Annotated in this window: 31 protein-coding genes; 17 read left to right on the top strand and 14 right to left on the bottom strand. The window is 40.7% G+C overall.

Features of this window, described 5'->3' with window-relative positions; translation table 11 throughout:
• Positions 1–160: 160 nt before the first annotated feature.
• A complete protein-coding gene (locus tag ACXAC4_RS05505; protein ID WP_475159634.1) occupies positions 161–2,320 on the bottom strand; it encodes a S46 family peptidase in 2,160 nt (719 codons plus the stop codon).
• A 162-nt stretch (positions 2,321–2,482) separates the two neighbouring features.
• Positions 2,483–3,442: a GTP cyclohydrolase FolE2 gene (gene folE2 / locus ACXAC4_RS05500; protein ID WP_475159633.1), complete on the bottom strand. Its 960-nt coding sequence runs from the start codon at positions 3,440–3,442 to the stop codon at positions 2,483–2,485.
• Between the two features lie 225 nt (positions 3,443–3,667).
• Here folE2 and ACXAC4_RS05495 point away from each other — a divergent pair, with 225 nt between their 5' ends.
• The 3 genes from ACXAC4_RS05495 (at position 3,668) to ACXAC4_RS05485 (ending at position 7,886) form a co-directional block, all read left to right on the top strand.
• Positions 3,668–4,594, top strand: coding sequence for an endonuclease/exonuclease/phosphatase family protein (locus ACXAC4_RS05495; protein WP_475159631.1), 927 nt, complete (start codon positions 3,668–3,670; stop codon positions 4,592–4,594).
• Between the two features lie 36 nt (positions 4,595–4,630).
• The gene (locus ACXAC4_RS05490) at positions 4,631–6,793 is read left to right on the top strand and encodes a M3 family metallopeptidase (protein ID WP_475159630.1); all 2,163 of its coding nucleotides are present in this window, start codon (positions 4,631–4,633) and stop codon (positions 6,791–6,793) included.
• Between the two features lie 184 nt (positions 6,794–6,977).
• Complete coding sequence (locus tag ACXAC4_RS05485; RefSeq protein WP_475159628.1) at positions 6,978–7,886, top strand: bile acid:sodium symporter family protein; 909 nt, start codon at positions 6,978–6,980, stop codon at positions 7,884–7,886.
• A 22-nt stretch (positions 7,887–7,908) separates the two neighbouring features.
• On the opposite strand, the gene ACXAC4_RS05480 is transcribed toward ACXAC4_RS05485, so the two are convergent.
• Positions 7,909–8,577, bottom strand: a complete 669-nt coding sequence (locus tag ACXAC4_RS05480) for a hypothetical protein (protein WP_475159626.1) — start codon at positions 8,575–8,577, stop codon at positions 7,909–7,911.
• A gap of 98 nt (positions 8,578–8,675) precedes the next feature.
• Positions 8,676–9,359: a CTP synthase C-terminal region-related (seleno)protein gene (locus ACXAC4_RS05475; protein WP_475159625.1), complete on the bottom strand. Its 684-nt coding sequence runs from the start codon at positions 9,357–9,359 to the stop codon at positions 8,676–8,678.
• 179 nt (positions 9,360–9,538) lie between these two features.
• On the opposite strand from ACXAC4_RS05475, the gene ACXAC4_RS05470 reads away from it, so the two are divergent.
• A complete protein-coding gene (locus ACXAC4_RS05470; protein ID WP_475159623.1) occupies positions 9,539–10,792 on the top strand; it encodes an aromatic amino acid transport family protein in 1,254 nt (417 codons plus the stop codon).
• Positions 10,793–10,908: 116 nt separating this feature from the next.
• On the opposite strand, the gene ACXAC4_RS05465 is transcribed toward ACXAC4_RS05470, so the two are convergent.
• From ACXAC4_RS05465 to ACXAC4_RS05440, 6 genes are all read right to left on the bottom strand, one after another.
• Positions 10,909–11,661, bottom strand: a complete 753-nt coding sequence (locus tag ACXAC4_RS05465; RefSeq protein ID WP_475159621.1) for a peptidylprolyl isomerase — start codon at positions 11,659–11,661, stop codon at positions 10,909–10,911.
• Between the two features lie 152 nt (positions 11,662–11,813).
• Positions 11,814–12,326, bottom strand: a complete 513-nt coding sequence (gene lspA, locus ACXAC4_RS05460; protein ID WP_475159618.1) for a signal peptidase II — start codon at positions 12,324–12,326, stop codon at positions 11,814–11,816.
• 67 nt (positions 12,327–12,393) lie between these two features.
• Entirely contained in the window at positions 12,394–13,689 is a 1,296-nt protein-coding gene (locus ACXAC4_RS05455) for a sensor histidine kinase (protein ID WP_475159616.1), read from the bottom strand.
• Positions 13,679–14,404: a response regulator gene (locus ACXAC4_RS05450; protein WP_138480624.1), complete on the bottom strand. Its 726-nt coding sequence runs from the start codon at positions 14,402–14,404 to the stop codon at positions 13,679–13,681. The genes ACXAC4_RS05455 and ACXAC4_RS05450 overlap by 11 nt, the downstream gene beginning before the upstream one ends.
• 7 nt (positions 14,405–14,411) lie before the next feature.
• Entirely contained in the window at positions 14,412–14,795 is a 384-nt protein-coding gene (locus tag ACXAC4_RS05445; protein WP_349285825.1) for a hypothetical protein, read from the bottom strand.
• A 2-nt stretch (positions 14,796–14,797) separates the two neighbouring features.
• Positions 14,798–17,371, bottom strand: coding sequence for a reprolysin-like metallopeptidase (locus ACXAC4_RS05440; protein ID WP_475159613.1), 2,574 nt, complete (start codon positions 17,369–17,371; stop codon positions 14,798–14,800).
• Positions 17,372–17,784: 413 nt separating this feature from the next.
• On the opposite strand from ACXAC4_RS05440, the gene ACXAC4_RS05435 reads away from it, so the two are divergent.
• The 11 genes from ACXAC4_RS05435 (at position 17,785) to ACXAC4_RS05385 (ending at position 22,824) form a co-directional block, all read left to right on the top strand.
• On the top strand, positions 17,785–19,263 hold the full coding sequence (locus tag ACXAC4_RS05435; RefSeq protein WP_475159611.1) for a helix-turn-helix domain-containing protein: 1,479 nt from the start codon (positions 17,785–17,787) through the stop codon (positions 19,261–19,263).
• Positions 19,264–19,329: 66 nt separating this feature from the next.
• Complete coding sequence (locus ACXAC4_RS05430; protein ID WP_475159609.1) at positions 19,330–19,578, top strand: RebB family R body protein; 249 nt, start codon at positions 19,330–19,332, stop codon at positions 19,576–19,578.
• A 54-nt stretch (positions 19,579–19,632) separates the two neighbouring features.
• On the top strand, positions 19,633–19,920 hold the full coding sequence (locus ACXAC4_RS05425; RefSeq protein WP_138480629.1) for a RebB family R body protein: 288 nt from the start codon (positions 19,633–19,635) through the stop codon (positions 19,918–19,920).
• Positions 19,921–19,995: 75 nt separating this feature from the next.
• Positions 19,996–20,268, top strand: a complete 273-nt coding sequence (locus tag ACXAC4_RS05420; protein WP_390446018.1) for a RebB family R body protein — start codon at positions 19,996–19,998, stop codon at positions 20,266–20,268.
• A 92-nt stretch (positions 20,269–20,360) separates the two neighbouring features.
• Positions 20,361–20,636 (top strand): RebB family R body protein, encoded by a 276-nt coding sequence (locus ACXAC4_RS05415; protein WP_058029387.1) that lies wholly within the window; start codon positions 20,361–20,363, stop codon positions 20,634–20,636.
• Between the two features lie 68 nt (positions 20,637–20,704).
• Positions 20,705–20,998: a hypothetical protein gene (locus ACXAC4_RS05410; RefSeq protein ID WP_058029386.1), complete on the top strand. Its 294-nt coding sequence runs from the start codon at positions 20,705–20,707 to the stop codon at positions 20,996–20,998.
• Between the two features lie 146 nt (positions 20,999–21,144).
• Positions 21,145–21,543 carry a RebB family R body protein gene (locus ACXAC4_RS05405; protein ID WP_475159607.1) on the top strand — a complete coding sequence of 133 codons (399 nt, stop codon included), beginning with the start codon at positions 21,145–21,147 and terminating at the stop codon, positions 21,541–21,543.
• Positions 21,536–21,808: a hypothetical protein gene (locus tag ACXAC4_RS05400; RefSeq protein WP_475159605.1), complete on the top strand. Its 273-nt coding sequence runs from the start codon at positions 21,536–21,538 to the stop codon at positions 21,806–21,808. Before ACXAC4_RS05405 ends, ACXAC4_RS05400 begins: the two co-directional genes overlap by 8 nt.
• Before the next feature lie 9 nt (positions 21,809–21,817).
• Positions 21,818–22,096 (top strand): RebB family R body protein, encoded by a 279-nt coding sequence (locus tag ACXAC4_RS05395; protein WP_058029384.1) that lies wholly within the window; start codon positions 21,818–21,820, stop codon positions 22,094–22,096.
• A 269-nt stretch (positions 22,097–22,365) separates the two neighbouring features.
• Positions 22,366–22,542 carry a RebB family R body protein gene (locus ACXAC4_RS05390; RefSeq protein ID WP_475159603.1) on the top strand — a complete coding sequence of 59 codons (177 nt, stop codon included), beginning with the start codon at positions 22,366–22,368 and terminating at the stop codon, positions 22,540–22,542.
• 12 nt (positions 22,543–22,554) lie between these two features.
• Positions 22,555–22,824 (top strand): hypothetical protein, encoded by a 270-nt coding sequence (locus ACXAC4_RS05385; protein WP_058029383.1) that lies wholly within the window; start codon positions 22,555–22,557, stop codon positions 22,822–22,824.
• On the opposite strand, the gene ACXAC4_RS05380 is transcribed toward ACXAC4_RS05385, so the two are convergent.
• The 4 genes from ACXAC4_RS05380 to ACXAC4_RS05365 all read right to left on the bottom strand — a co-directional run bounded on the left by ACXAC4_RS05380 (position 22,821) and on the right by ACXAC4_RS05365 (position 25,051).
• Positions 22,821–23,132, bottom strand: coding sequence for a DUF2834 domain-containing protein (locus ACXAC4_RS05380; RefSeq protein ID WP_475159601.1), 312 nt, complete (start codon positions 23,130–23,132; stop codon positions 22,821–22,823). The genes ACXAC4_RS05385 and ACXAC4_RS05380 overlap by 4 nt on opposite strands.
• A gap of 28 nt (positions 23,133–23,160) precedes the next feature.
• Positions 23,161–23,367, bottom strand: a complete 207-nt coding sequence (locus ACXAC4_RS05375) for a zinc ribbon domain-containing protein (protein ID WP_058029381.1) — start codon at positions 23,365–23,367, stop codon at positions 23,161–23,163.
• 223 nt (positions 23,368–23,590) lie between these two features.
• On the bottom strand, positions 23,591–23,956 hold the full coding sequence (locus ACXAC4_RS05370) for a cupin domain-containing protein (RefSeq protein WP_475159599.1): 366 nt from the start codon (positions 23,954–23,956) through the stop codon (positions 23,591–23,593).
• Positions 23,957–24,055: 99 nt separating this feature from the next.
• Complete coding sequence (locus ACXAC4_RS05365) at positions 24,056–25,051, bottom strand: AraC family transcriptional regulator ligand-binding domain-containing protein (RefSeq protein WP_475159598.1); 996 nt, start codon at positions 25,049–25,051, stop codon at positions 24,056–24,058.
• A 99-nt stretch (positions 25,052–25,150) separates the two neighbouring features.
• On the opposite strand from ACXAC4_RS05365, the gene ACXAC4_RS05360 reads away from it, so the two are divergent.
• Together ACXAC4_RS05360 and ACXAC4_RS05355 are read left to right on the top strand one after the other, a co-directional pair.
• Complete coding sequence (locus ACXAC4_RS05360) at positions 25,151–25,579, top strand: SRPBCC family protein (protein WP_475159596.1); 429 nt, start codon at positions 25,151–25,153, stop codon at positions 25,577–25,579.
• The gene (locus ACXAC4_RS05355; protein ID WP_475159595.1) at positions 25,566–26,378 is read left to right on the top strand and encodes a sterol desaturase family protein; all 813 of its coding nucleotides are present in this window, start codon (positions 25,566–25,568) and stop codon (positions 26,376–26,378) included. The genes ACXAC4_RS05360 and ACXAC4_RS05355 overlap by 14 nt, the downstream gene beginning before the upstream one ends.
• Positions 26,379–26,423 lie beyond the last annotated feature (45 nt).

The raw sequence follows: 26,423 nt of genomic DNA, 5'->3' as shown, positions 1-26,423 counted from the left end.
ACTCCTTAAAAAAACTTTGCATTACTTATTAATCACTAAATTTCTTTTTCCAAGTTGCGACACTTTTCGACTAATGTAAAGTTTTTGGGTCATTTTCTTTGCGCAATAAAAAAGCGCTCACAAAATATGAGCGCTTTTTGAATGAATTAAGAACTAACTATTACTTAACAATGTTCATTTCTTTTAGTAGGTTTTGTGCATTATCTACTTTGTCCATTACCCAAAGCATATAACGTGAGTCTACGTGGATAGAGCGATTTAGGTTTGCGTCATAATCCCAGTCACCTATGATACTTTCGTACACACCGTCGAATAATAAACCAACTAGTTCAGCTTTACCGTTCAGTGTTGGTGAACCTGAGTTACCGCCCGTTGTATCTACATTTGATAAGAAGTTAACAGGTACTGTATTCATACCGCCAGTGTATGCACCGTAAAGTTTTTGTTTAATTAATTCATTTTGTTTCTCTGGCGAATTGAACGGCTCAACACCGGTGTTTTTAGCTAATAAGCCTTCAAGAGAAGTAAATGGTGTCGCCACTAGACCGTCTTGCGGTGAATAACCGCCAACGGTACCGTAAGTCACACGTAATGTGCTGTTTGCATCAGCATAAACTGGCTTACCTAATGACTTATTATACGCGATGATTGCTTCCATTAATGCCGGACGAGCCGCTTGCTGTTTGCCCGCAAGCTCCTTGTCTTGATCTTCAATTTGCTTCATCACAGTAAAGATGGCTTTAGCATATTGAACGAATGGATCTGCACTTGCGTTAATTTGTGAGAACTCAAGTTCTGCCATCCATAAACGGGCTTTTTCATCAGCCAGTTTAGAGTTTGCATACATGTCATCTAGCAATGCTTTTTGTTTCGCTTTATTAAAGCCATTAGTTAGATTGAATGCTTTATCAACTTCAACTAAACGCTCTGACTTTGGCAATGCAGCATAAAGCTCTAAGAAGTGAAGTAAGATGGCCTTATCTACCGTTTCATCATAACGGCGGCTCATACTCTTAAGGCGCGCTTGAATTCGTGGTAAGTCACGCTCTTGATAGCCGCGCTCACGCTCTGCATCTGGCTTTTGCTTTTCAACTGCTAAACGGTAAAGCATACGTGCCGTAGAAATCATTTGTGAACGGTGCACATAACCTAGCATACGGTCACGTTGATTATGCGCTTGAGATTCAGCAACTAATTTATTCAGATCAGTTAACACTGAACCATATTTTGCTTTACGATCGCTATTGGCATTGATCCAAGCCGCTAAGTCTTGTTCGAACTGTTGCTTGCGCGTATACATTGAGCCTTTTTTGAAGCTCTCAATCATAGAACCATAGTTCTTGATGTAGTTATTGTAACCTGCAATGGTGCTCTCGTAAGCAATGCGCGCTTGAGACCCTTCAGGTGCATTTTCTTCAATTAGTTCAACATACTTAGAGTTGTGCTTTCGTGCTAGCGGATAAGCTGTATTGAACACGTAATCAACTTCAGTCGCAATACGGTAACGGTTAGTACGGCCCGGGTAACCGGTTACCATTACAAAGTCACCTTCTTGTACGCCCTTGGCACTCACGCTTAAGTATGAGTCAGATGCAAATGGTACATTGTCTTTTGAATACTCAGCAGGTTTACCGTCTTTGCCTACATATGCACGATAGAAAGCGAAGTCACCTGTGTGACGTGGCCACATCCAGTTATCGATATCGCCACCGTATTTACCAACACCCATCGCTGGCGTGTAAGCTAAACGTACATCTTTGATTTCAAGAGATTTAATTAGGTAGTACTCAAGACCACCGTGGAAGGTATATACGTTACAACGGTAGCTACCGTCAGCTTCACACTCAGCTACGAGGGCTTTGCGGTTTTTATCAATTGCTTCGTAACGTGCTTTACCCGATAGACCATCTGTACCTTGGTTTACTTGTGCAGTCACGTCTGTCACTTCTTCAGTTACATAAACGCGTGAGCCCGGTGCTGCAGGTAGATCTTCTGATGGTGTTTTCGCTAAGAAGCCATTTTCTAAAATATTGTTATCAGTTGTTGAGTTGTACTGAATTGAACCATAAGCACAATGGTGGTTTGTAACCACAAGGCCTTTCGGTGATACAAAAGATGCTGTACACCCACCTAGGCTGATCACCGCATTCATTGGGAATTCTGTTAGTTTAGAGATCGACTTAACGTCAATTTCTAACCCTTTTTGTTTTAATACAGACTCTAATTCAGGTAATTGATGTGGTTGCCACATACCCTCGTCAGCAATCGCAAAGTTGCTTGCTGCAAGCACAATCGCGGCTGTTAATGCTTTAATACGCATGATTTCCCTCAATATTATAATTGCTGAATTTCTATTTTTATTAGATTCAGCTGCTTGTTAGTGTTTTCACTTATCCCCAAAGGGAAAGAATCGGGTACTTTAATGTGCGCACCTAAAATAGCAATTGTTTGCGGTACGCTCTGGTTATTAAATTGTTTCAATTTATGAATAACAGTTAAATTTACTATCATACACAACGGCATTATGCGCATGTAAACTCTCTTGGTGTTCGATTTTAAACTGGTAGTTTGTCACTGAATTCATTGACTCAAGCGTCGCTTTCAATCTTCTGGCTGCATCTTCGCAAAACATCAAATTCTCCGCATTAAGTGCGGCAAAAGCTTGTTCGTCCTCTCGTTTAACAGCGGTTTGTACCGGTGTGCCAATGCTTTGCTCAAAAAGTGTCACCAAATCAGCAAGTTTAGGAAATACTGACTGAGCTAGTGAAAGCTGAATGTAGGCATACGAACGTTGGCTATGCGGAGTTGCAATTGAGCCCTCTTTGCTCTCCAACCAAGCTTTTAATTGTGCCTTATCAATGTGAGTCTGCTGCGAGAACTTAGCTTCTACCGCATCACTTAATAATTGCCTTGATAATGCGGCAGAACATGGGCAAGTGCTGCTGTAAGGTATTGTCAAAGATACATTAATTTGCATTGATTGCTTACTTTGTACTGCCTCTATTTCAATTGGGTAGGCATTATATCCGCTGTTACTGCTTAACAAAGCAGGCTTTAGAATAGGTAGTTCAAACTTTAGATTTAGCTTAGCTTGCTGGCTTAAGCCTTTTTGCGAACTCAGCATCGCATCCATCATAGCTGCAAGTGTTTGCTGATTAAATTCTTGCCCTGCAATATACTCATTCAGTAGTAAATATAAACGCGACATGTGAATGCCTTTTGCGTCACTGTCTAAGCTCACAAACAAGTCTGCTTGCCCATTGACAGCATTATAATTTTTATTAACTTCAATGAGTAAAGGCACAGATATCTGCTCCATACCTACCCACTTCAAATGTGTAGGAAACTCTTTATTCTGATTCGAAGTGATATCAGGTAACAGCATTATTTTTATCTCCGACGACTTAACTACATGCTTTTGTGGTCTAACATTGATATCCATACAGCGTGCTCTCAATGATTTTCAATATTTGAACTATTGGAAGTCTATGGCATATCGGCAAATGTCTTTCCAAAGAAATTTCGGTTTGGCAAAGGCATATCCAGAACATGACGTTTTGGTCTTACCACTTATCGTACACCTCTGCCATTTAACGCAATAAAGATTGCATCAATTTATGTTACTTTATAACATATCACGATATTCAAGTTTTTCAGAAGCACGTTGATGAATAAATTTTTCAAGCACTCACTTTTTACTTGTTGCGCCACTATCGCACTCAGCGCATGCAGTACGGTTACTAATCCAGAAGAATCTCTGGTGGTTACTACATGGAATATTGAACATTTGGCTGAAAATAATGGCCAAGGGTGTAAAGCGCGCAATGAAACTGACTATGAAAAACTAAAGGAATATGCAAGTAACCTAAAAGCAGACGTTGTAGCATTACAAGAAGTTGAATCAGCCAAAGCAGTAGCGCGTATCTTTCCTGAAGATGAGTGGCAAATAATCATCTCAGACCGCCCTGATTCTCAAACTTATACCTGTAGAGAAAGCGGCCTGACATCGACACAGCAAAAAACTGCTTTTGCGGTAAGAAATTCACTGAAAATAGACAGTGTTGAACAACTAAAAGCCATTGCTATACCTCGACCAGGTTTAAGGCAGGGGATAAAGTTAACTGTTCAACATGCAGATGAAAAGCTTCACATCGTCAATCTTCACCTTAAAAGCGGTTGCTTTGTGGATGATTACCTAGACTCTGATAGAGAGTCTTGCGCTGTTCTTGCTCAACAGGTAAAGATTCTTGATGACTATTTAGAATCTCAGCCACTAAATCAAGAAAATTGGATTGTGTTAGGTGACTTCAATCACAGACTGGCGAACCCTAACAATCGCTTCAGAAAAGATTTATTTCACTCACCGGGTTTATTTACTTACACCAGCTTACCTAACAAGCAATTACAAAACCTCACTGACGGCAAAACCGGTTGTCATCCGAAATACCCAGCGCCAATTGACCATATTTTTATCTCGAGTGCATTGAGCACTCAATACAACCATGAGTCTTTAAAGTTTCATTATTTCGACAATATGAATATTGACGACATGTTAAGTGACCATTGTGCCTTAAGTGCACGCTTTTCCTTTTAACCATCTTAGTTTTAAACACATAAATAGAGAAAAACAATGAAAACACTGATCGCTACCGCTATTAGTTCAGCACTTTTATTAAGTGCTTGCTCAGAGCCAAGCAATACAACAACAAATAACACTGCGCAAAATGAGCAAGTTTCTGCTTCAATTAAAAGTACAAACCCACTTTTTGTGAAAAGCCCTTTGCAATTTCAAACACCACAATTTGATTTAATCAAAGACGAGCACTTTGTACCTGCTTTCGAGCAAGGCATGAAAGAGCAACTTGCTGAGATTGATGCTATTGTGAATAACACTGAAGCACCTAGCTTTGAAAATACCATTGTTGCGATGGAAAAAAGCGGTGAGCTACTGACTCGTGCAAGCCGTATTTTCTTCAACTTAAACGGTACTGACTCAAACGACGCACGCCGCGCTATTCAAACAGAAATGGCACCAAAGTTTGCGGCACATGGCGACAATATCAACTTAAATAAAGCGCTTTTCGAACGTGTTGAAGCGGTTTATAACCAACGTGCTGCACTTAATCTAACCGCTGAAGAAAAGCGTCTCGTAGAAGTTCTTTATAAAGGCTTTGTTCGTTCAGGTGCGAAACTAAACGAAGATCAAAAAACGCGTATTCGTGAAATCAACAAAGAGCTTTCTACAATTGGTACTCAGTTCAGCCAGAACATTATGGCGCTGATTAAAAACAATGTCGTTATTGTTGAAGATAAAGCGCAACTAGCAGGCCTCTCTGATGCGCAAATCGCTTCACTAGCAACTGCTGCTTCAGAAGCGGGCCATGAAGGTAAATACCTTATCAAAATCACGAATACGACACGTCAACCAATTCTTGCTTCTTTAGAGAATCGTGACCTTCGTGAGAAAGTGTGGCGTGCATCTGCTGAGCGTGCTCTGACAGGTGAAAACAGCAACGCTGATATTGTGCCTACCATCACTAAATTACGTGCTGAACGCGCTGCACTATTAGGCTATGACAGTTATGCGCACTTTGGCCTTGAATCACAAATGGCAAAAGAGCCACAAGCTGTGTTAGATATGCTTTCAAGCATGGTACCTGCGCTTCTTCAAAATGTAGATGCGGAAGCTGCTGCAATTCAGGCTAAAATTGATGCCTCTGGCGAAAACTTCAAACTAGCACCATGGGACTGGTTCTTCTACGCAGAGCAAGTACGCAAAGATAAGTACAACCTAGATGAAAACGCAGTAAAAGAGTATTTCGAATTTAATCGTGTACTGAAAGATGGTGTGTTCTTCACTATGAACCGTTTATACGGCATCACTTTCAAGCCGCGTCCAGACTTACCGGTTTATCATGAAGACGTAGAAGCTTATGAACTATTAGACGAAGACGGTTCTAGCCTAGCTATTTTCTACGCCGACTATTTTGCCCGCGAAGGTAAGCGTGGTGGTGCATGGAAGAGTGCTTTTGTTAAACAGTCTGGCCTAGACAACCAGCGCCCTGTGATTGTGAATGTGATGAACATTCAAAAAGCCCCTGAGGGTGAACCAACGCTTATCAGTTACTCAGAAGCGACCACTATTTTCCATGAAATGGGACACGGTGTTCATGGCATGTTGTCTCAAGTGAAATACCCTACTCTTTCAGGTACTTCTACATCTCGTGACTTTGTAGAGTTCCCTTCTACTTTCGAAGAGGACTGGGCAATGTACCCTGAAGTTATTGCAAACTATGCAAAACACTACAAAACGGGGGAGCCAATTCCAAAAGATTTACTAAAAAAAGTGATCGAATCTCGTAGCTTCAACCAAGGCTTCGATACTTTTGAATATGTTGCAGCTGCACTGCTAGATATGGAATGGCACTCATTACCTGCTTCTGCACCGAAGCAAGACATAGTTAAGTTTGAGCAAGCTGCGCTTGAAAAACATAACGTAAACATTGATTACATCCCGCCTCGCTATAAATCAGCCTACTTTAATCACTCAATGGGTGGTTACGCAGCAGGTTACTATGCATACATGTGGAGTGAAATTTTAGCGGCAGATGCGTATGCGTATGTGCAAACACAAGGTGGTTTAAACCGTAAGATTGGCCAGAAGTATCGTGAGAACATCCTTGAAGTAGGCAACACACGTGACCTTATGGAATCTTACAAAGCATTCCGCGGACAAGAGCCAACGACTGAAGCCTTACTTAAGCGTCGTGGTTTATCGGTAACAGTGAACTAATTCAACATCATAACCAATTAAAGCAACTAGGTATTGTGCTAAGGTCACTTTAAACCTAGTTGCTTTTTTTAGTATTACTTTCTGAATATTCAAATACATTAAGCACATTTGATGATGTGTGTTTTTGCTATATCAATCAACAATATTAATGGGTAGTATGAAATAAAAAACACATCCAACTACGATGAATCTATCACTTCAACTTTTTCCTCTATGGGCTGCTATCAGCTCTGCTATTGCTTACTTAAACCCAAGCCTATTTACAGGTTTTAAATCCAGTATTGTGCCGCTGTTAATGTTCATCATGCTCACGATGGGTTTAACGCTAAAACCAGCAGACTTTAAACGAGTCGTTGAAAATAAAAAGGCCGTGGGGCTTGGTCTAATTTTGCAATTTACTGTCATGCCTATCACCGCTTTTTTGCTCAGCCAACTCTTTGTATTAGACACTCAAATGCTAATTGGTATGGTGCTTGTTGGTGCTGTTGCCGGTGGCACCGCAAGTAATGTGTTGTGTTATTTGGCAAAAGGCGATGTTGCTTTGTCTGTGACCATGACAGCAGTCAGTACCTTAATTGGAGTGTTCATGACGCCGCTTTTAACAAGCCTATTAATTGGTCAGAATGTTGATATTCCTGTGCTTTCGATGCTGAGTAGTTTAGCCAAAATTGTCTTATTACCTCTTTTAGCTGGCAGTGTGCTCAACTACACCTTTTCCAATGTTATTGCGAAGATACAAAGCAAATTGCCAATAATTGCTATGTTGGCAATCATTTTTATCATCAGTATTATCGTCGCCTTGAACCAGCAAAAGCTGCAAAGCTTGAGCCTATTGATTGTAGCAGCAGTTATGCTCCATAACCTTATCGGGCTAACATTAGGTTACTGGGCACCGAAAAAATTAGGTTTTAACGAGCAGGTTTGTCGCGCAGTGGCGTTTGAGGTGGGTATGCAAAACTCTGGGTTGGCAGTGGCGCTTGCGATTAAATTTTTTACCCCAACAGCGGCCATTGCGGGTACGCTATTTTCAATTTGGCACAACATCAGTGGCTCTCTTTTAGCGGGTTACTGGCAAAAAAAGAGCGCCGATTAAGGCGCTTATTAGAATTTATACATTACTTTTCTTGAAAGTCTTCAGCTTCGTAATAAAGCGGCTTTAAAGTGCCACAATTCACAAATTTATAAGTCAATTCGCTTTCTTTCGGCACGCGCTTCGATGTTCTGAATTTTTGCAAGCAAGCCCCAGTCATATCAATATGAATCAAGTGACTATAGCTAGGAGCTTTTTGGATTTTGTGGATATATAAACGTTCATTGCCTTTGATATCCACATAATCATAATCTTGCCACTGAGTCGAATCTTGTAAGTCTTTAAACTCTCTTGCATAAATTTTATCGGTAAATTCTATGGTACGGTTTGCGTAAAATAAATTACCGCCTCTGTCAAAGTGACCCATATAAACATCAGCAGTGACTGTGATCTCTTCACCTCGAAGCAAACGCTGGATGTTAAATGTTTGCGGTTTAATCGTAACCAGATCTGCATCTTTAACCAAATTTAAGAAAGCAACGTCTGGGTTTTTAATTTGATACACAATTTGAAGATCATGAGGCGGGCGATAACCTGACATATTTACTGCATAAATATTGGAGCCTTTATTCACCAATGCCATCGGATGAAGGCCATGGTACATAGGATCAAGTGGTTCAGGCTCAGGTTTCTTTTCTTCTGCAAGTACCGAGCACGTAAAAAGTAAGCCCAGTACCAAATAAACTAATTTCATATTACTTCTCTTTAACCTTATGATTAAAAAGCAGTATAGCAGTTGAGATTGGTAAATATGATGACTGAGCAATAATATTTTTATTACTCTGCTTTAAACTAACCTAGACAAGCATTTAGAAAGGCTTTTATAACTGGGTGTTGCTTATTCTGCAAAGCGCTTCGCTCTGGCTGAAAGGCCGTACCCATAAAGAATGGGTGAGATTGCAGCTCTAACGATTTTGGGTCTCCATTGTGGTCAACACTGCTAAATAGCAAATCACTTTCTGCAAACAAGTTTAGGTATTTTGGGTTCACACCAAAGCCGCAGTTAAATTCTTCTGTAATTTCTCTTTGATCATACAGACCTTGTATTTTGCTGGTTGCTTTTAAAGTAACGCCATGTTGCTCATGATTTAAGCGGCACACTAAAGCACTGATCAGAGGCATGGGTGTTTCTAAATCCACTTCTGCATTACCCGCTTGTTCATACCCTAACGCATTTCGAGCAAACTCTAGCACGGCATGTTGGTAACCTGCACAAGTACCTAAGAATGGTTTTTTATGCTCACGAGCAAAACGGATCACAGACAAAACGTTTTCCATATTATCATATGGGCTTTTCGGTACACACCAAATGCCATCGAACTGAGATAAGCCTTTTAAGTCGACCTCTGATGAATGAATCCAGTAATACTCCACCTTCTGAGACGCATTTAATTTCAATGCCTTAGGAATCGCTTGGTGGGCAAGTACTTGTGGGTCGAAGTCTCCGATTAAAGCAATTTTCAATATCTCGTGCATTGACTGTCCTTTAAGCAATAACAAACACATAAATTAACCAATCCAGGAACAAACTGCAAATTCGTCAAACTCCCTTTACACCGTTCAGTGTCGATTAAGCCTTTATAAATGCATCTTTGCGCCAATTTCTATATTATGCGCGCGAAAAATAATTCTTATTAATTTCTAGGACAACAAGTATGAGTAACTCCCCAGAAGCCATGACGTTAGATATGTCTTCAGCCAGTAGGGGTGGCTGGACTCAGCACGATACGCAGTGGGTATTAAGCCTATTCGGTACAGCGGTCGGTGCGGGTATTTTATTTTTACCAATCAACATCGGTATTGGTGGTTTTTGGCCACTTCTAATTATGGCCTTACTAGCCTTCCCAATGACATTTTTAGCACACCGTGGTCTTGCCCGTTTTGTGCTCTCATCAAAGCAAGATAACGCAGATTTCACAGACGTGGTTGAAGAGCACTTTGGTGCTGGTGCGGGCCGCCTAATCTCACTGCTTTACTTCTTCTCTATCTACCCTATTCTGCTTATTTATGGCGTTGGTCTAACCAATACGGTAGACAGCTTTATGGTAAATCAACTGGGTATGGAATCTATTCCGCGAATTGCGCTATCTGGCGTACTTGTTGCCTTTATGGTTGGTTTAATGCTGGGTGGTGAAAAGCTACTGATGCGCGCCTTCTCTGCTTTAGTTTACCCATTAGTCGCGATTTTACTTTTCTTATCACTTTACCTTATTCCAAACTGGCAAATGCCAGCAGTGTCTGCACCAGATATCGGTGAACTGAGCAGCACATTATGGCTATCAGTACCTGTGATAGTATTTTCATTCAGCCATGCAGCTGCTATTTCTAGCTTTGCCAATGTGCAGCGTCGTCATTATAAATCTGAAGCAGTGAGCAAGAGCGAAAAGATCCTAAAGTACACCTCTTTAATGCTGATCTTATTTGTATTACTCTTTGTGTTCTCTTGCATTTTCTCTTTAACACCAGAGCAAATGGCACAAGCAAAAGAAGCAAATGTGTCGGTTCTATCATTCTTAGCTAACGTGTATGACAACCCATATATTGCGCTACTTGGTCCTTTCGTGGCATTCGTTGCAATTACGTCTTCTTTCTTAGGTCACTTCTTAGGTGCACGTGAAAGCTTTAATGGTTTGGTCACTAAACAAACTAAACTAGGTAATGCGACTGCGGATAAAATTGGTGTTGCAGTGATGTTTGTCACAATTTGGATTTGTGCGGTAATTAACCCAAGCATTCTGGGTATGATGGAAGCAATTTCAGGCCCTATCATTGCGATGATTTTATTCGTCATGCCAACCATCGCCATCTACAAAGTACCAAGCCTACATAAATACAAAGGTCGTTTAAGCACGTACTTTGTATTAGTGGTTGGTTTACTTGCAGTATCTGCGTTGTTATTCAACTGGTGATCAATGCTTAAATAATATCAATCCTCAATCATGCTTAATTTAGAGGGTTAATATAAAAAGCCCAGACTAATTAGTCTGGGCTTTAATTTTTTAAGCGGACTTTGTTTTTAAGAAAACTAGCGCTTTCTTCTAACAAATAAGCCTGCACCTAACAGCATCAACATACTAAATAAGCTACCTGAACTACTCTCTGAATTGTTATTACCCGTGTCAGGATCAGTTGTTGTCAGCAACGTATTTTTCTTAGGTTCTAAATTTTCTGCCGTATTTTCACTGTCATCAATAATCGTTACTGCATTGATTGTTATGAAATTGCTCTCGTCTGGGTTAACCTGATCGTCAGCACATTTTTCTTGCGAGTAATCAACCAAAGGAATTGAACCACAACGCTCTAATTTAGCAATTTTATCAACGATATCCATGCCATCACCAATCACCTGGCCAAATACAGTAAAGCCACCGTTTTGCACGTCTAAATTAGCACTATTGTCTTTAAGGTTAAAAAACCACTGACTTGATGCGCTATTTGGATCACCTGCCAGTTTCGCCATCGCAATGGTACCGCGCACATTTGAATAAACAGGCTCATTATCTACATTACCAAATGACTCTACTTGGCTTAGCGGAATACTGCCTTCATAAAAGAAGCCGCCACCTTGTAACACAAAGTTTGGTTCTAAGCGGTGAAAAATTACATCTTGATAACGGTCCGCGTTGACATATTTCATGAAGTTTTCAACCGTTTTAGGCGTGGTTTGATCAAACAAGTTAACTTGGAAACTGCCTTGGGAAGTTTGAAACTCTACAATGGTTGCCATTGCTGAGCTGCTAGCAACTAACAGTGCTGCTGAAAATAGATGTTTAATCAATGTCTTTGCCTCAAATATAATACTTGGTGCTAAGACTACTGGTTAAAAGATGAAATGAAAAGAGAGTGCAAGCTTTGTGTAACAATTAATAACAATTACAAACACAAAGCTCTAATTCATTGACGGTGGGCTATTGTAAAAAGTTGATAAAACTAAGAATTAGCAGTCTGTTTCGCAGCGCGCTCTTCTTGCCAGCCATAAAATAATAACATTCCTGCACCGGCTAAAATAAACATATCGGCAATGTTAAAAACCCCTGTACGTAAGCTACCGATGCCCACATTTAAGAAATCAATAACACCACCATCATTTAATACCCTATCTAGCCAATTACTAGCACCACCAGAGACAATCAGCGCCCAAGCGACCGCCATCGGGTTTGTCAGTTTATTATCTCTTAATACGTAAATGATAATACCCAATAGAAAAGCCCCGACCACACCAATGAAAGCGACCTTTCTCATTGATTCAGGCATTGCACCGCCCAAACTCAAAAAAGCACCATGATTCTCAGCATAACCAATTCGAAACACATCATTAAAATAACTCGCCATTGGCCAAGGTTCTAGAGAAGTAGCAGCCCAGAGCTTAGAAAGCTGATCAAAAATCAACGTTAGTAGTATCACCACAATAAAAACTGTTTTAGGGGTGTTTTTTGTAAACATAAGTACGACCGAAATAAATATGTACCAAAATTTATTCCAAAATATCTGAGTATTAAATGAATGGCAATCATCTTGGGTTGAATGGCAAAACCAAACAAAAACATGCGCCGCCCAAACCCTGGTGTTTTTCAATAACAGTTAATTCACCGCCATGTAGATGCGCAATTGATCGCGCTATGGCTAACCCCAAGCCACATCCACCTGAATCTCTTGACCTGCTTGGATCAAGGCGTGTAAATGGTTCAAAAATACGGGTTATTTTTCCTGGCGGGATCCCAATACCATCATCTTCAACAATACAGAGTATTGAGTCGCTCTCTAAAGTTAAACTGATCTCACATTTACTTTTAGCAAACCTGCCAGCATTACGAAGTATATTAATAAGTAATCTAGTTAATAAATGTGTATCAACCTCAGCTTCTATTTGACTGTCTTTTACCTCAAATTGAATGCTTGGGTAAAAAGCCTCTACTTGTTTCTGTGCTTGCCTTATCAAGTCAGTAAGTACACAAGGCTCTATATTTAGCACTGTTGAGCCATCTTTTAAGCGCGCATATGAAAGCAACTCTTTTACTAGATCATCTAGCCCCTGCAATGCCTTTTGCATTGACTGAGTTAAGTCTTGTCTATCTTGCTCTTGGGCATCTTCTAGCATATCTAGTGCAAACTGAATACGTGCCATAGGGCTTCGGAACTCATGAGCAACACCATGTAGAAGATCTCTTTGTAAGTTTAATTGAGTTTGATTTTGCGCACTAATATCGGATAAATAATGTTTTATTTGGATAATTTGCTCGTCAATTGACCTTGAACGAGGACTGCTTTTCTCATTAATCTTTGAAATGTTTTCTTCCAAACGCTTTTGCTCAGACCAACAATGAAAGGTAAATAAAGCCAATGCGCCGAGATTCAGCACACTAGATACCAACCATAAAAGCCAATCAGAGAGCCAGTTAGTTACACTATCAAAATACACATTTTCGAGCATCACCAATTGCTGATCATCAAGATTATAAAACACACTGGATGTCGAAAGGTCTATAAAACTCTTTTGATTCTCTACAAGGGCTCTTGAAAATAAGTCTTGCTCATACGCAGCAAGGTTTTCAACTAACACAATATAAGCATCTGACCCATAACGTTCACTGGCTTTAAGCGCTTCACGCTCCCAATGTGTCGCTGAAGTATTAGTAAAGATTATTTCAAGATCATTGGCTACTTCATAAAGATGTGCTTCCCATTCATCAATGGCCTTTTCAACTAGAGCAGGTTGAGCATAGTGGTAAGTGACATGCGCAGCCACTAAATTACATAGAAGCAAAAAAAGAGCGCCAAGAACGACTTTATTCAGGTTAAGTTGCAAGTAAATACCCTTTATTTCTCACTGTAGTCAATAACTTAGGCTGTTTTGGATCATCTCCTAATTTTTTTCTAAGACGAGATACTCTTAAATCTATAGATCTATCCATGGGATCATAATCAAGCTTAAAAATGCGTTTATGCAGCTGTTCTCGAGAGAAAATCTCGCCAGGTGAACTTGCAAAAATTACTAGCAAATCAAATTCAGCACTCGATAAATCTATATCTTGAGATAAATATTTAACACGTCGATTAGGTAAATCAATCTTTAGGTCGCCATCACAAGATACTAGGGTTGTTTGCTGCTTCTCGGTTAAACTTGATTGTCTTCTCAATTGGGCTCGAATATGCGCCAGAAGCACCCTAGGTTTAATGGGTTTACATAAATAATCGTCAGCACCCACTTCTAAACCAGTCACTTCATCTATGTCATCGATTAAAGCGGTGAGCATAATGATGGGCCCAGTAAAGCTTGGCCTAATAGCTTTACATATGGTCAGCCCATCAGTGCCTGGTAACATTAAATCAAGAATAATTAAGTCTGGCTGCTCAGAAGCTATTTCTTTGATTGCGTCACTGCCATCATTAATAACACTGACTTTATAACCATTTTGAGTTAAAAATTGGCTAACTAAGTCGGTCAGCTCAATATCATCATCAATTATTAAAATTGAATGCACGTCTGTATGCCCTGCTTTGATACATTTTTCATCTAACATAAGTGTATCATTCAACAGTATCTATTGAATCAGTAGCTGAATTTAAACAGTGCTTTAACATAGCTTGGTTAAACGATTTTGCGAAAGCATAAGCATCTCTGCGCTTTTGTTTATCTTCTGTGCTCTTAATAATGTCTGTGCTGTTGTCGACGTAGCGCACTCCACACATTTTCTTTAATTTCGCAGTGTCTTCTTGCTCTAAGCCCGGAAAAACTAGACGCCTGCTTGCCAAGGCAAGCAATCTATAGTCATTTCTTTCTACTGCCTGTTCTATTTGTTTTGTCATTTCACGCTGACTGGTTTGCTGGGCACTGGCCTGAGTAGGTTGTGCAGTATATGCACAACCTACTAAGCACCCAGCTAATAAAGCGATACTGGTGAGCTTTATCATTATTATTTCCTCACTCTTCTTAAGAATAATGCAGCAAGTCCTAGCAACGACCATAAGCCGAATGTTCCAGAGCCACCATCATTATTACTTGGCTCAGGCGTTGGAGGCGTTACTGGCGTCGGATCCTCTTTCACTGTAACTTCTACCTGTGCGGTGCTTGTACCACCATTACCATCTGATACAGTGTAATTAAATGTTTCTTTTCCTGAAAAACCGCTTGCTGCTGAATAGACAAGCTTGCCCTCTTTAATCTCGACTGTGCCTTGTCCTTGGTAATCAACACTCTCAACGACCAATGTATCTAAATCTTTATCTGAATCATTGCTAAGTACATCCAATGTCACTTCATTGGCTTCAAAGTCCACTTCAAAAGTGTCATCTTGCGCAACAGGTGCATCATTAACCGCTGCAACTGTAATTGTTAGCTGGAATACTTCACTGGTAAGCTCACCTCTAGATGCGGTAACCGGCACTTTAAGCGAGCCATTAAAATCAGCAGTGGGCGTGATAGTTAAGTTGTCCAGTGCATAATTTTCACCAGGCTGTAGGGTGAGCTTATCAACAGGCTTTGCTGTTGCATAAGTTAAATCAGAGGTCTTTATTGTGATGCTACTATCTTCATTCACTGACAACGCGATTTGACCCGTAATTTGTGGGGCGACTTCTGTGATTGGGCCTTCTCCAACTTCAATAGCAAAATTACCAGAATTAATCGCAAAAAAGATATTATCGCTACACATCACTTTTATACGCGCTTGCGTCGTGGTTACATTTTCGATCTGAACATTGAATTGACCGTTGTTTGCAACACCTTGCGCCAAGGTAGTTTTGAAGCTTTGTCCGGCATCATCCGAAAGTAAAATATCCACTTTTCCACAAGAGACCGGTGCGTTTTCAGTACCCGCTGTATGCCAAGTAACAACTTGTTCATTATCACGCCAATTACTTGATTGGTCAGGTAGCGTGACAGAAAAACCTTGCTCAACTTCAACTACATTAACTTGCATGGTGTCATCACTAACACCGCCTTGCCCATCGCGAACAACTAAACGAAAATCTAGCGAACGCGTTGTGGTTGCATACGCTTCGCCGTAACTCAGCTCACCTTTTAGGAGGTCGCTCATCTGAGGCACAACACGGGTTGGCTCTGAACTTGGATTAAACGTTCTAAACAAGGGTCGCTTACCATCATCAACACTGTCTTGTTGTTTATCAGCAGATGCAGGCCCTAAGTTAAACTGTTGCCAGCTATAATTGAGCGTGTCCCCATCGCTATCTTGGGCTGAACCTACTAATTTAAAAGCAGTTTTAGCCGGTATAGTATAGTTTTGACCTGCTTCAACTGAAGGTTTTGCATTCGTACGTTGTTTATGAACACCACACGTATTACCCGCCCCTAAACGACTGTAGTTATTCATTTGATCTAATGAACGAATATGAAAATAAGGATCTGAGTTAGCTTGTAAATCTTGCTCATCACAAATGCCTGTGTAGCCCATAATGGTAGAACCACTGCCTGGTTCATAGGCACTGTGATCTACTCGGTTTCCATCACACGCCCCAGCTAAACCATTATAGGTGTGATCTGCACCTAGCTGATGCCCGATTTCATGGGCGACATAATCAATATGAAATGCGTCGTTGGTAGGCGCTTCACTGCCTGTTACACCTTCAGCTTTGAACTCAGTACACACCACTTCAAACCCAGCTAAACCGCCACCGCCAGTTCCTACTAGGTGGCCTATGTCATAGCTGTCTTGTGAAATTAAGCCATTAATTTGCTCTGTGAGAATATCGATATCTTCATCGGTATTTGCAAATGGGTCGGTTTCAGGGTTTAAAAAAATCAGTTTGTCATTGTCACTCACTATCTCAAAATTCATGGCTAGATCTCGCTCATATACATCATTGAGACGATTCACCATGGTCACGATAGCCGCCATCACTTTTTCTTTTGTGCCACCATGAAATTGGCTGTATTCCCCTGTAGTAGTGAACGCAATACGGTAAGTGATATGTGTATTAGGTAAAGCACTATCTTCCGCCTGAGTCTCGCTCGATTGTATTTGTTCACGCTTTAACTGACTGCTTTGTAGGCGCTTAATCGGGGCACCTTGCTTAATTAGTTTAGATGTATGCAGTGCTTTAGCTTCGTAGCTGCGATAAACATGTTCTGACTGCTCTGGATCTATAAATACCCGTGATTGCCCTTGATTAAAAACTCCAAAGAAGCCTTTTGGTCCAATATCGAAACGGCCTGTGTTAGCTGGGTTATCAACTTGAAAACCCACAAAGGTTTTTATGTCTGGAAACTTTTCCGCCAGAGTATCAGACATGACTTTACTGGGTTTAAGTCTAAATACGACAAACTCACCACTGGGTAAGGGTAATTGAACGTCCACCTCTTGGCTTGGCGCCATGAGCTTAGCTTGTAATTGACTACTTGCAAGATGATACCGAGCAAGCTGTTTAAGCTCTGCACTGCGGTTTTGTGTGGTTTGCTGCCATAACTCACTCGCCTGAGCGGGTAAATAAATAATTTGGCTTAGTACTACTGCTAACAAAGTTTTTTTCATTGTGTTGTCTTCCCATTGATGAGTCAAAACCACTGTATCGATATTAAACCACCTTTTGGGTATCCGTTTGTGATTCATTTGTATCAAGCTTGATACAAATATGCGCAATTGCAATTTTTGCATTTGGCTAGCTCCTTGCACTTTTCTACTTTGGCAAGCGCTTATCCATTTTTTTGGCACTAAAAGCCTAAACGATGTTAATAAGACGTTTTCTTAATAGGTGTAATAAATTGTAATCACTATTCGCTTGATTTCCCCGATTTAAGGCCCGTCTTTTCCAGTACTTTGCCAATTACACACTACTTTCACCACAAAAATGCTGATAAAGGATTTTATTTAACACCGATTTTTATTGTTTTTTTTGGGACAAATAAAATAGAAGCGTGTGGTGGCTAACCAACCGGAGAAATAAAATGGAAATTCGCTCACAAGTGAAAAGGAAACCTTTAGATGTAGCGCTTTTGTTCAATAATTCAATTGTACAGCTACTAGACAATAAATTTAATCACTTAACACGTTGTGACTTTGTGGTTGAATATCAAACCTGTCATACTGTTTCACATTTTTGGCCTAAATCGGCGCAGTTTGAAAAGCCCATTTCAAAAATCCCCATTAATTATCAAAGAAAACAGCTTGGTACATTACATTTACTTGTTGAAGTAAAGCAGGGTTCAAGCGAAGAGCTTGCATTTAAACAATTTGCAAGCCAGCTCGGATTGATGCTTGCGAGGCTCAGAGTCGCACAACTGAGTGACGAAAAATTTGGCCAAAGCTTTGCGCTCCAAGGTTATAGCGCAGAGATAAACAAACTTGAAAGACTCATAGAAAAGTGTGCCAACACCTTATTCCCCCTCGTCTTAAATGCCCCACCAGGAAGTGAAACGCTCGCAACAGCGATTAGCATTCATATGTTAAGTGATAAAAAAGCAGGCCCTTTTGTTGAGCTTGATTGCACATCTATTGACGCACATAACTTTGAAAGTAAATTAAAACAAGCATTCGAACAGGCGCAAAATGGCTCTTTGTTAATCGCCAATGTCAGCCATTTGCCGATGTCGCAACAAACTCAGCTCAATGCCCTGCTGACTAATCAATATAGCCTAAGACAAAACACGTCTCAGCCCAGGTTACTTTCTAGTAGTGAACACAATTTATATGCTCGGGTTAATCAGGGGTTATTTTCTCGCAGCCTGTTTGAAAAACTAAGCTTTCTTGAGCTACCAATTCCAAGTATAAAAGACAGAAAAACTGACTTACCTTTACTCATCAATACCTTATTTGACTACCATAAGATTAGTGCCAAGCAAAGCCTTGCAAAAGATTGCTTTGATTTACTAAGCCAGTACGACTGGCCTGGCAATATGATGCAATTAGAGCAAACTCTGGTTAAGTTAATCGCCCTTTCGTATCAAGACGATATCAGCTCAGAGGTACTTAAACAGACACTGCCTGAATTTAGTCAACAACTAGAAAATAGTGCGGTCCAAACGTTAGGAGAGCACCGAAAATCTATCGTCACTATATTGTTTAAAAAACAAGTTGTTGAACAAAGAGCGTTACACCCAAGTTTGCTGAAAGCATTAATTTATATGCAGAACAATTGGCAACAAGAGATCACGTTAACAGGCCTTGCTAATCAGGCATTTGTCAGCCCCTCTCATCTGTCTTACTTATTTAAAAACACATTAAACAAAAGTTTTAAGCAAATTTTGGCTGAACTAAGAATAGAACACGCCAAAGCCATGATAGCCCAGGACCCTAACATTCGTATTACTGATTTATGTTTAGAGGTTGGGTTTGGCGACTTAAGCCACTTCGAAAAAATCTTCAGACGTTATACCGGTATGTCACCTCGCGACTATAAAAAACAATACAAACCATACCGAATCTAGACAAGCCGATATTCGCGGCAATTGTTAGCACAATTGCCCGATTAACAAAACGTTGCAACCCCTAATATGACCTTATCGAAACAAGCACGGATAACTGTGATGGAAGACTTAAGCACACAAATAGAAGACTTAGTTAACCAACAATCACCTCAAGTTTCTCGTGCCATGTTAGTGCAGGCAACAGCACAAGCACTGGGTAATGCTGCACACAATGCCACTTACTCTCAGCAGCAACACAATGTGCTGATCAAAACAAATACCGCCATTGGAGCGAATTTAATTCTCTCTCTTGGCGCCAAGTATGCGAAAGCATAAAAGCTCAAACCGCTTGGAATGAGCAAAATATCAACATGAAGAAGGAAACAAACTATGGCAGCAGCAGCTGGTGGTGCAGCAACACCACTTCAAGTAAATAGCCAAGTCACTGACTCAGTAACGCAAGTGAACACCAGTGTGGTTGGTGAAACACCTGCGATGGCAATGGGTAACGTGCATATGTCAACAAGCCAAGCATTAGGCACAGCAGCGCTAAATGCAACAACAGGTAACCAACAGGCTTCAATCACAATGCAAGCAGCGACAGTACAAGGTGTGAATTCACTAATGTCGATTGGTAGCTCAGTGATCGGCCGCGGTACCGCAGAGATTTTATCTTAATTGAGCGGTTTTGCTTTGCAAAACCTCTCTCTTAACTTTACGACTTAACAGTCAAAATTAACTTAAAGAAAGGAAATTATCATGACAGCAACAGTTAATGGTGCAATCACTGATTCAGTAACTCAAGTAAACACTAAAGTTGTAGGCGAAACGCCAGCAATGGCGATGGGCAACTTATTAATGTCAACAAGCCAAGCATTAAGTAATGCTGCGCACAATGCAACATCAGCACAGCAACAAGCGCAAATTACGATGCAAGCAGCAACTGTGCAAGGTGTTAACTCACTGATGTCAATTGGTGGCTCTGTAGTAGGTCGAAGCGCTGAAGGCATCATCGAAAAAGGCTAATCGCGCTCAGCGCCATACAATGTGTATGGCGCTTTTTAATTCTTAATTTTATTTATTCTTAATAAGGACCGATTCGGTCACAGGAGAAAATCATGGCAGATGCACTAACAGTAAACCCGCAAGTTACTGATTCAGTTACGCAAGTAAACACTAAAGTGGTAGGTGAAACACCAGCAATGGCAATGGGTAACCTACTCATGTCAACAAGCCAAGCATTAGGTAACGCTGCACACAATGCAACAGCGGCACAACAACAAGCTGCAATCACAATGCAAGCTGCAACTGTGCAGGGTGTTAATTCATTGATGTCAATTGGTAGCTCAGTGATTGGCCGCAGTGCTGAAAGCATTATTGAGCCAGGCGCTTAATCGCTTTTTCTGATGCCTTCAGGCCCTTACTTGCCTTGCAACTAAGGGCTTTTTTGCAGGAGTAAAATATGAGTAATCTAAACCAAGCCCCTGAGGCAGGTGAGTCTGCGGTTAATAGCGCACAACAGTCAATCGCCCAATCTACCGCCCTGGCGATGGCAGATGCAACTGACAATTTACGTAACCTCAATACCTTAAGTACCACTGCAATTGGTGTCGCGTTATCACAATTTCTAGAAACGGGTGATAGCAAATATGTTGAAGCTATTTCAACGGCACAATCTATTGTCTCTCAAGGTGCTGAAAACTTCAGTGTGGTGGGCGAAAAAATTGCCACTGTGTTACACGAGACCGCCGAATAATCACTTTGGGGATGAATCTTACTGTCTTAATCATCCCCGTATTTTCAGTAAAAAGCCCCGATTTTGTTCAAGCGATAGGCGATAAGCTGTATTTAATTTCTAACTAATCTACGCAGTTTTTGCGTGCTTAAAGCAAGGACAAAGCAATGAGTGACGAACAAAATACCACAAATCAAGTACCTGAAGACAACCACCCATTTTCACAGCAGCCAACCAGTATGGTTGAAGCTACCCTCGCTGAGACATTGGGTTTGTCGATGCATAATGCGATCACCAACCAACAAAGTGCACAAATGACCACTTCGGCATCGATCACCAATGCCTGTGCTCGATTATTGCAAACACCGACTCATTTACCAGCGTCGACTCAACAAACTCATGCTGCGCCCCAAGCTCCTCCAGCTCCCTTACAGCTTGAGCAAGATGCAGATATTGAAGATGTAGAGCCTGAAGAGGAAATAACGCCCCCGCCTCCACAAAAAAAGCGCTTCAACTTGTTTAACTTTTTAGGCAAAAAACCCAAAGAGTCAACTGACGATGAATAGTACCGAAACAATTCAAGCTCATTGTGCTGAACAATTAGCACAAATTACTGCGCTCACAAAAAGCAAGCAGCAAGAGGTCAATGCGCTCCTGCAAGGCAATCAAAAAGTGTTAAACGAGCACCAACCTTTTGAAGAAGCCAGCAAAATTTCTAAACACGTTGACGCCATGCTGAATGACGTTGACAAAACACTCACTCAAGCCATGTCAGCACTCAGTGAACAACTTGGTGTGCCGACAACGCAAGAAGACAATCAAACGGAATAAGGACTCATTATGGCCGACAAACAACTCAATAAAGTCAATGAACAGATCACAGACTCTATTACTCAAGTAAATACCAAAGTACTGGCAGATACCCCAGCGATGGCGATGGGTAATTTTTATACTGCGCTCGGATTATCACTGTCAAACGCAGGGAATAATGCCACCAGCGCACAGCAGAATGCCAATATCATGGCGCAAGCTGCTACCGTACAGGGTGTTAATGCGCTCGGTGCAATTGGCAGTGCGGTACTGGGCCGTACCACTGAAGAGTTAATTGAGAAAGGCTAACTCAATTTTGTAATACCAATCCTTTTAATTAAGTGATCTATTTTGAGGCAAGAAAAATTGTCGATAGCACCGCTCACGCGTCCTGCTATCGCTGAGGTACCTACATCCATGTAGGTAAGGCTAAAACTTTGCTATTTAGTTGTTCTAAAAGAGAAATTTTTAACGAAGCTAGCGTCAGTTTTAGTCCCTCAAAATGATTAAGTATTAATGTGGATTGGTAAAACATGTTTGGGGACTAGATTAGTTCCCATTGTTATCTAGGAGTAAGTATGTCTGATAGCAACGAAAAAAACATTTCTGATATCATCACACAACTGTCAGATTCAAGCCTCGCAGACACCGTGGGCTTAATGATGCAAAATGCCGTGACCATTCAGCAAAGTTCACAAACTGTAAGTACAGCTTCTGTCAGTACTTCATGCGCCATGATCTTATCGCAGGGTTAATCTCGCACTATCATGTCGGATGTCAATGCACGCAAAAAAGCTGAACAAGCCGTAGCCCAGTCTACGGCTATTGCCGTGCAAGACGCCACCGATAATTTAAGAAACCTAAGCACCATTACTACTACTGCAATTGGTGTGGCGTTATCTCAGCTTCTGGCTACGGGCGATCCTAAATATTCAAAGGTCATTGAAGAGGCGCAAAAAGTGCTCGAAAAAGGCACCGAGCAATTTGCCAATATCGGTAAAGAATCGGCAAAAATCCTCGAACAATTTAAGCCTTAACCTTCTCTATGCTTTTCTCTGAGATATAAATACAGTGGCAAACCGCATGCTACACCAACAGTCAAGGTCGCGATTATCGCAAACGCAGCGCCTCTAACTTGATGCTTTTTACTATCTGTTACTATGAAGCAAATAAGCGCCACTGCGGCTATGACCACATCTAACCATGCTAACACGCTGATATTGTTTGCAGTGATTGCTTGCCAAAGTAATTGTAGATTAAATCCATTTTCAAATAGCCAAGGTAATAAGGCCCCATATGGGAGTACCGCGCCTAAAATGGCGAGTAGTAAATAAATTTTTGCCATATTTTCGAATTCCTTTTCAATAAATTACTTAATTAGTAAATAAATCAAATACATTACCTAGTGTACTTGTACTACTTTTATAAAACTCTGTATAAGTACAGTGCACACAGGTCACAGCTGTGAATTTTCGATTTTGCATATCGAAGATCTTTGACCAGCCACTGCCCGTTGTTGCAATGGTATCTGTTTCATAATCTCGACAATCACATTTAGGACATTTCCAACCGTTAGACATAACCGCTCCTTTTTAAAATTACTTAACCTGAACTTTGGTTAAGAGATTTACTTACATATTGATATTAAAATAATAAGTGATTTTTCAAGTCTGCAGCCGGAGACTTTTAACGATAACAAGGCGAATTTGCGCGTCAATAGCTGGTCTATTGCAAGTAAATTCAACGCAGTTAACGTTGAAAGTAGCCGCTGGAGATAGATTTATTATCCAGAGCTCAGGTTACTTAAATATACACATCGTTTTGTGCGGTCAGTTCACCGCCTGCTTCACCCGTATTTACAACCCCTTTTGGTTCAACAATCATCACTTTACACTCATTTTCAGCAAATGGCTTATGTTCCTCACCCTTAGCTACAACACACATTTCGCCCGTTTTCAGATGAACACTTCGGTCTCGAAATTCAATACCCATCTCGCCTTCGATGACAATAAACACTTCATCTGTGTCTTTGTGGTCGTGCCAGGTAAACTCGCCCTGAACTTTAACCAGTTTAAACTGGTAGTCGTTCATCTCTGCGATCACTCTCGGCGACCAATGCTCATTGAATTTAGCAAACTTGTCTGCAAAATTAATTTGATCTTGTTTCATCTTTGCCCCTGTTATCTCAAGTTCTATCAACCAAACTAAAGCATTTTTATTTAAGACCCAAAGATTTAAACTGAATATCACCAATAAAATTGTAATGAATTATTTTGCCATTTTGTCAGTAAGCCCTGATAGTGATTTCTGATAGGCCAGTGGTGTTATGCCAAACCATTTTTTACATGCATGGGTAAATGATGATTGCTCCACAAAACCCAGTTCATAGGCAGTTTGCGTAATGGTATTGTGTTTAAGTAAGTTATCTAAACGAGATTTACGTTCAGCCTCTAACATAGCCGAAAAACTTGCTTGCTCAGCTTTTAGTTTTCTTTGTAATGTACGCGCACTCATAAAAAGTGCTTCGGCGATACGTTTTTGATCGCAACCCTGTAAGTTGCTTGTAGCACTGAGTAAAGTGGCAACTTGCTGTTTGATATTACTGTTTCGAATAGTTTGAGAGAGCTCAGTTTCAGAAAGTTTAACCAGAGCTTGAAACATGGCCTTATTTTCAGAGGTAAATGGTAGTGCTAGCAGTGTTTTATCAAAGCTGATGCGGTTTTCATTAGTATTTGTTATTACCTCGCAATTAAACCATTCTTTTAGCTGTGCAATTTCTTGTGCTGACAAAGCAAAGCTTAATGAAACTTGATGAGGAGAAAGCGTTTCACCAAGGATCTTTCTCACCGTCGCAACCCAAGCTGTGGTATTTCGAAGCACCATCTGTTTGCAGTCGGTGGTGAGCGGTTGCCAATCTAAGTGCGCAAATGTGTCAGTAGCACTTAGCTGAGTTTGCCCAATATCAGCGACCAGCGCATCAAACCGCATGAGAACATCTATGGCCTGTGAAAGATTTTCACAGCTTTCGACCAAATAGCCCAGTACACCGTAATCTCTTGCTTGAATGTGCTTACCCAATTCAAACCCAAACAAGCTAAGCTCTGTGCGCTCTGCACCAAAGTTAAGCAAATCAACATAGATTTGCATGGCAATGCGCTCAGATGAGAGCTGTGCGATATCGCATTTTATTTCTGTTGTAGCAATGCCCTGCTCATTCAAAAAAGCCAAGACACTATGTAAATATGCATTTGAAACTGACGCCATAACAACCCTGTCGCAAAATAACAAAACCATGTCGTATTAGCGCAAGAACCTCACTTATTGTCAAATTATGCTGTTAAAAAAGCCAAATGTGATCCGATTATGTTAGTCGTTGAATATCAAAAACAGATTGCTTGTAGCGCAGATACTTTGCTCAATGCCTTGCTCGACCACAGCAATCTTGACCGTTTTTTTAATGCAAAATTCAAAGTACTCAAACCTGCCAACAAGGATGAAATAACAGGTGGCAAGGGGTGTATCCGACAGGTATCAATATTGTATGTAAATTTTGAAGAGCAGATCACCCAAGCTGACCAAACTGGGATTTGTTATCAGGTGCTCAATGACTTCCCTGTTCGCCAGCACCGCGGGAAGATTCATTTTCATAAAATCGGCGAACACACCCAAGTTTCGTATCGAATTCAATGTCAAAGTCCTTGGTATATTCCCAAATTTGTTCTCAAAGCCATCCTTCAAAAAGACATAGAACAATGCCTAAATAGACTTGGAGATATATATGCTTCCCGTTGAACTTATTTTACTTGGTCTCAGCCCGATTTTCTTATTATGTGTCGCTGTTGAGTTCTATAAAGCAAGGCAGTATTACAACATAAAAGACAGCTTAAACAACGCTGTGCTCGGGCTGTTGCATCAAGGTAGTGATGCCATCGCGCTCATATTATTGATGCCATTTTTTAATTGGTTGCATCAATTTGCCTTGTTTGATATGCCCTTTTCAATTGGCAGTTTATTAGTCGGCTTTTTACTACAAGATTTTTTATACTATTGGTTTCATCGTGCGTCTCATAATATCCACTGGTTTTGGCTTGCCCATGTGGTCCATCACAGCTCAAAACATATGAACTTCACAACCGCTTTTAGGCAGAGCCTTTTATATCCACTTGTAGGCATGTGGCTGTTTTGGCTGCCCATGATTTTACTGGGCTTTGCGCCTACTATTGTGTTTGCCATTGTCGCCCTCAACCTCGCCTTTCAGTTTTTTGTGCATACGCAAACCATAGGCAACTTAGGTTGGCTCGAAAAGGTATTCAACACACCTACGCACCATAGAATTCATCACGCCACTAATACCCCTTATATTGATAAGAACTATGCCGGCGTTTTAATCATTTGGGACAAGTTATTCGGTACGTTTGTAGAAGAAGATAAGAGCATTAAAACCCGCTATGGTATTGTTGGGCCGGAGCCCAATAACACGCCATGGAGTGCTAACTTTATGCAAGTTAAAATCATCTATAGGCAAGTGGTATTGGCCAAAGGGGTTATTAAAAAATTCAAAGTATTGTTAGGGTATCCTTCACATCAATAACTTAATCTAATTGAAAAAATATCTAGTTAAATGTAGGTTTGGTTT

Source organism: Pseudoalteromonas sp. AWM4_233 (assembly GCF_056158285.1).
This window is presented reverse-complemented; position numbering and strand designations above follow the sequence as displayed.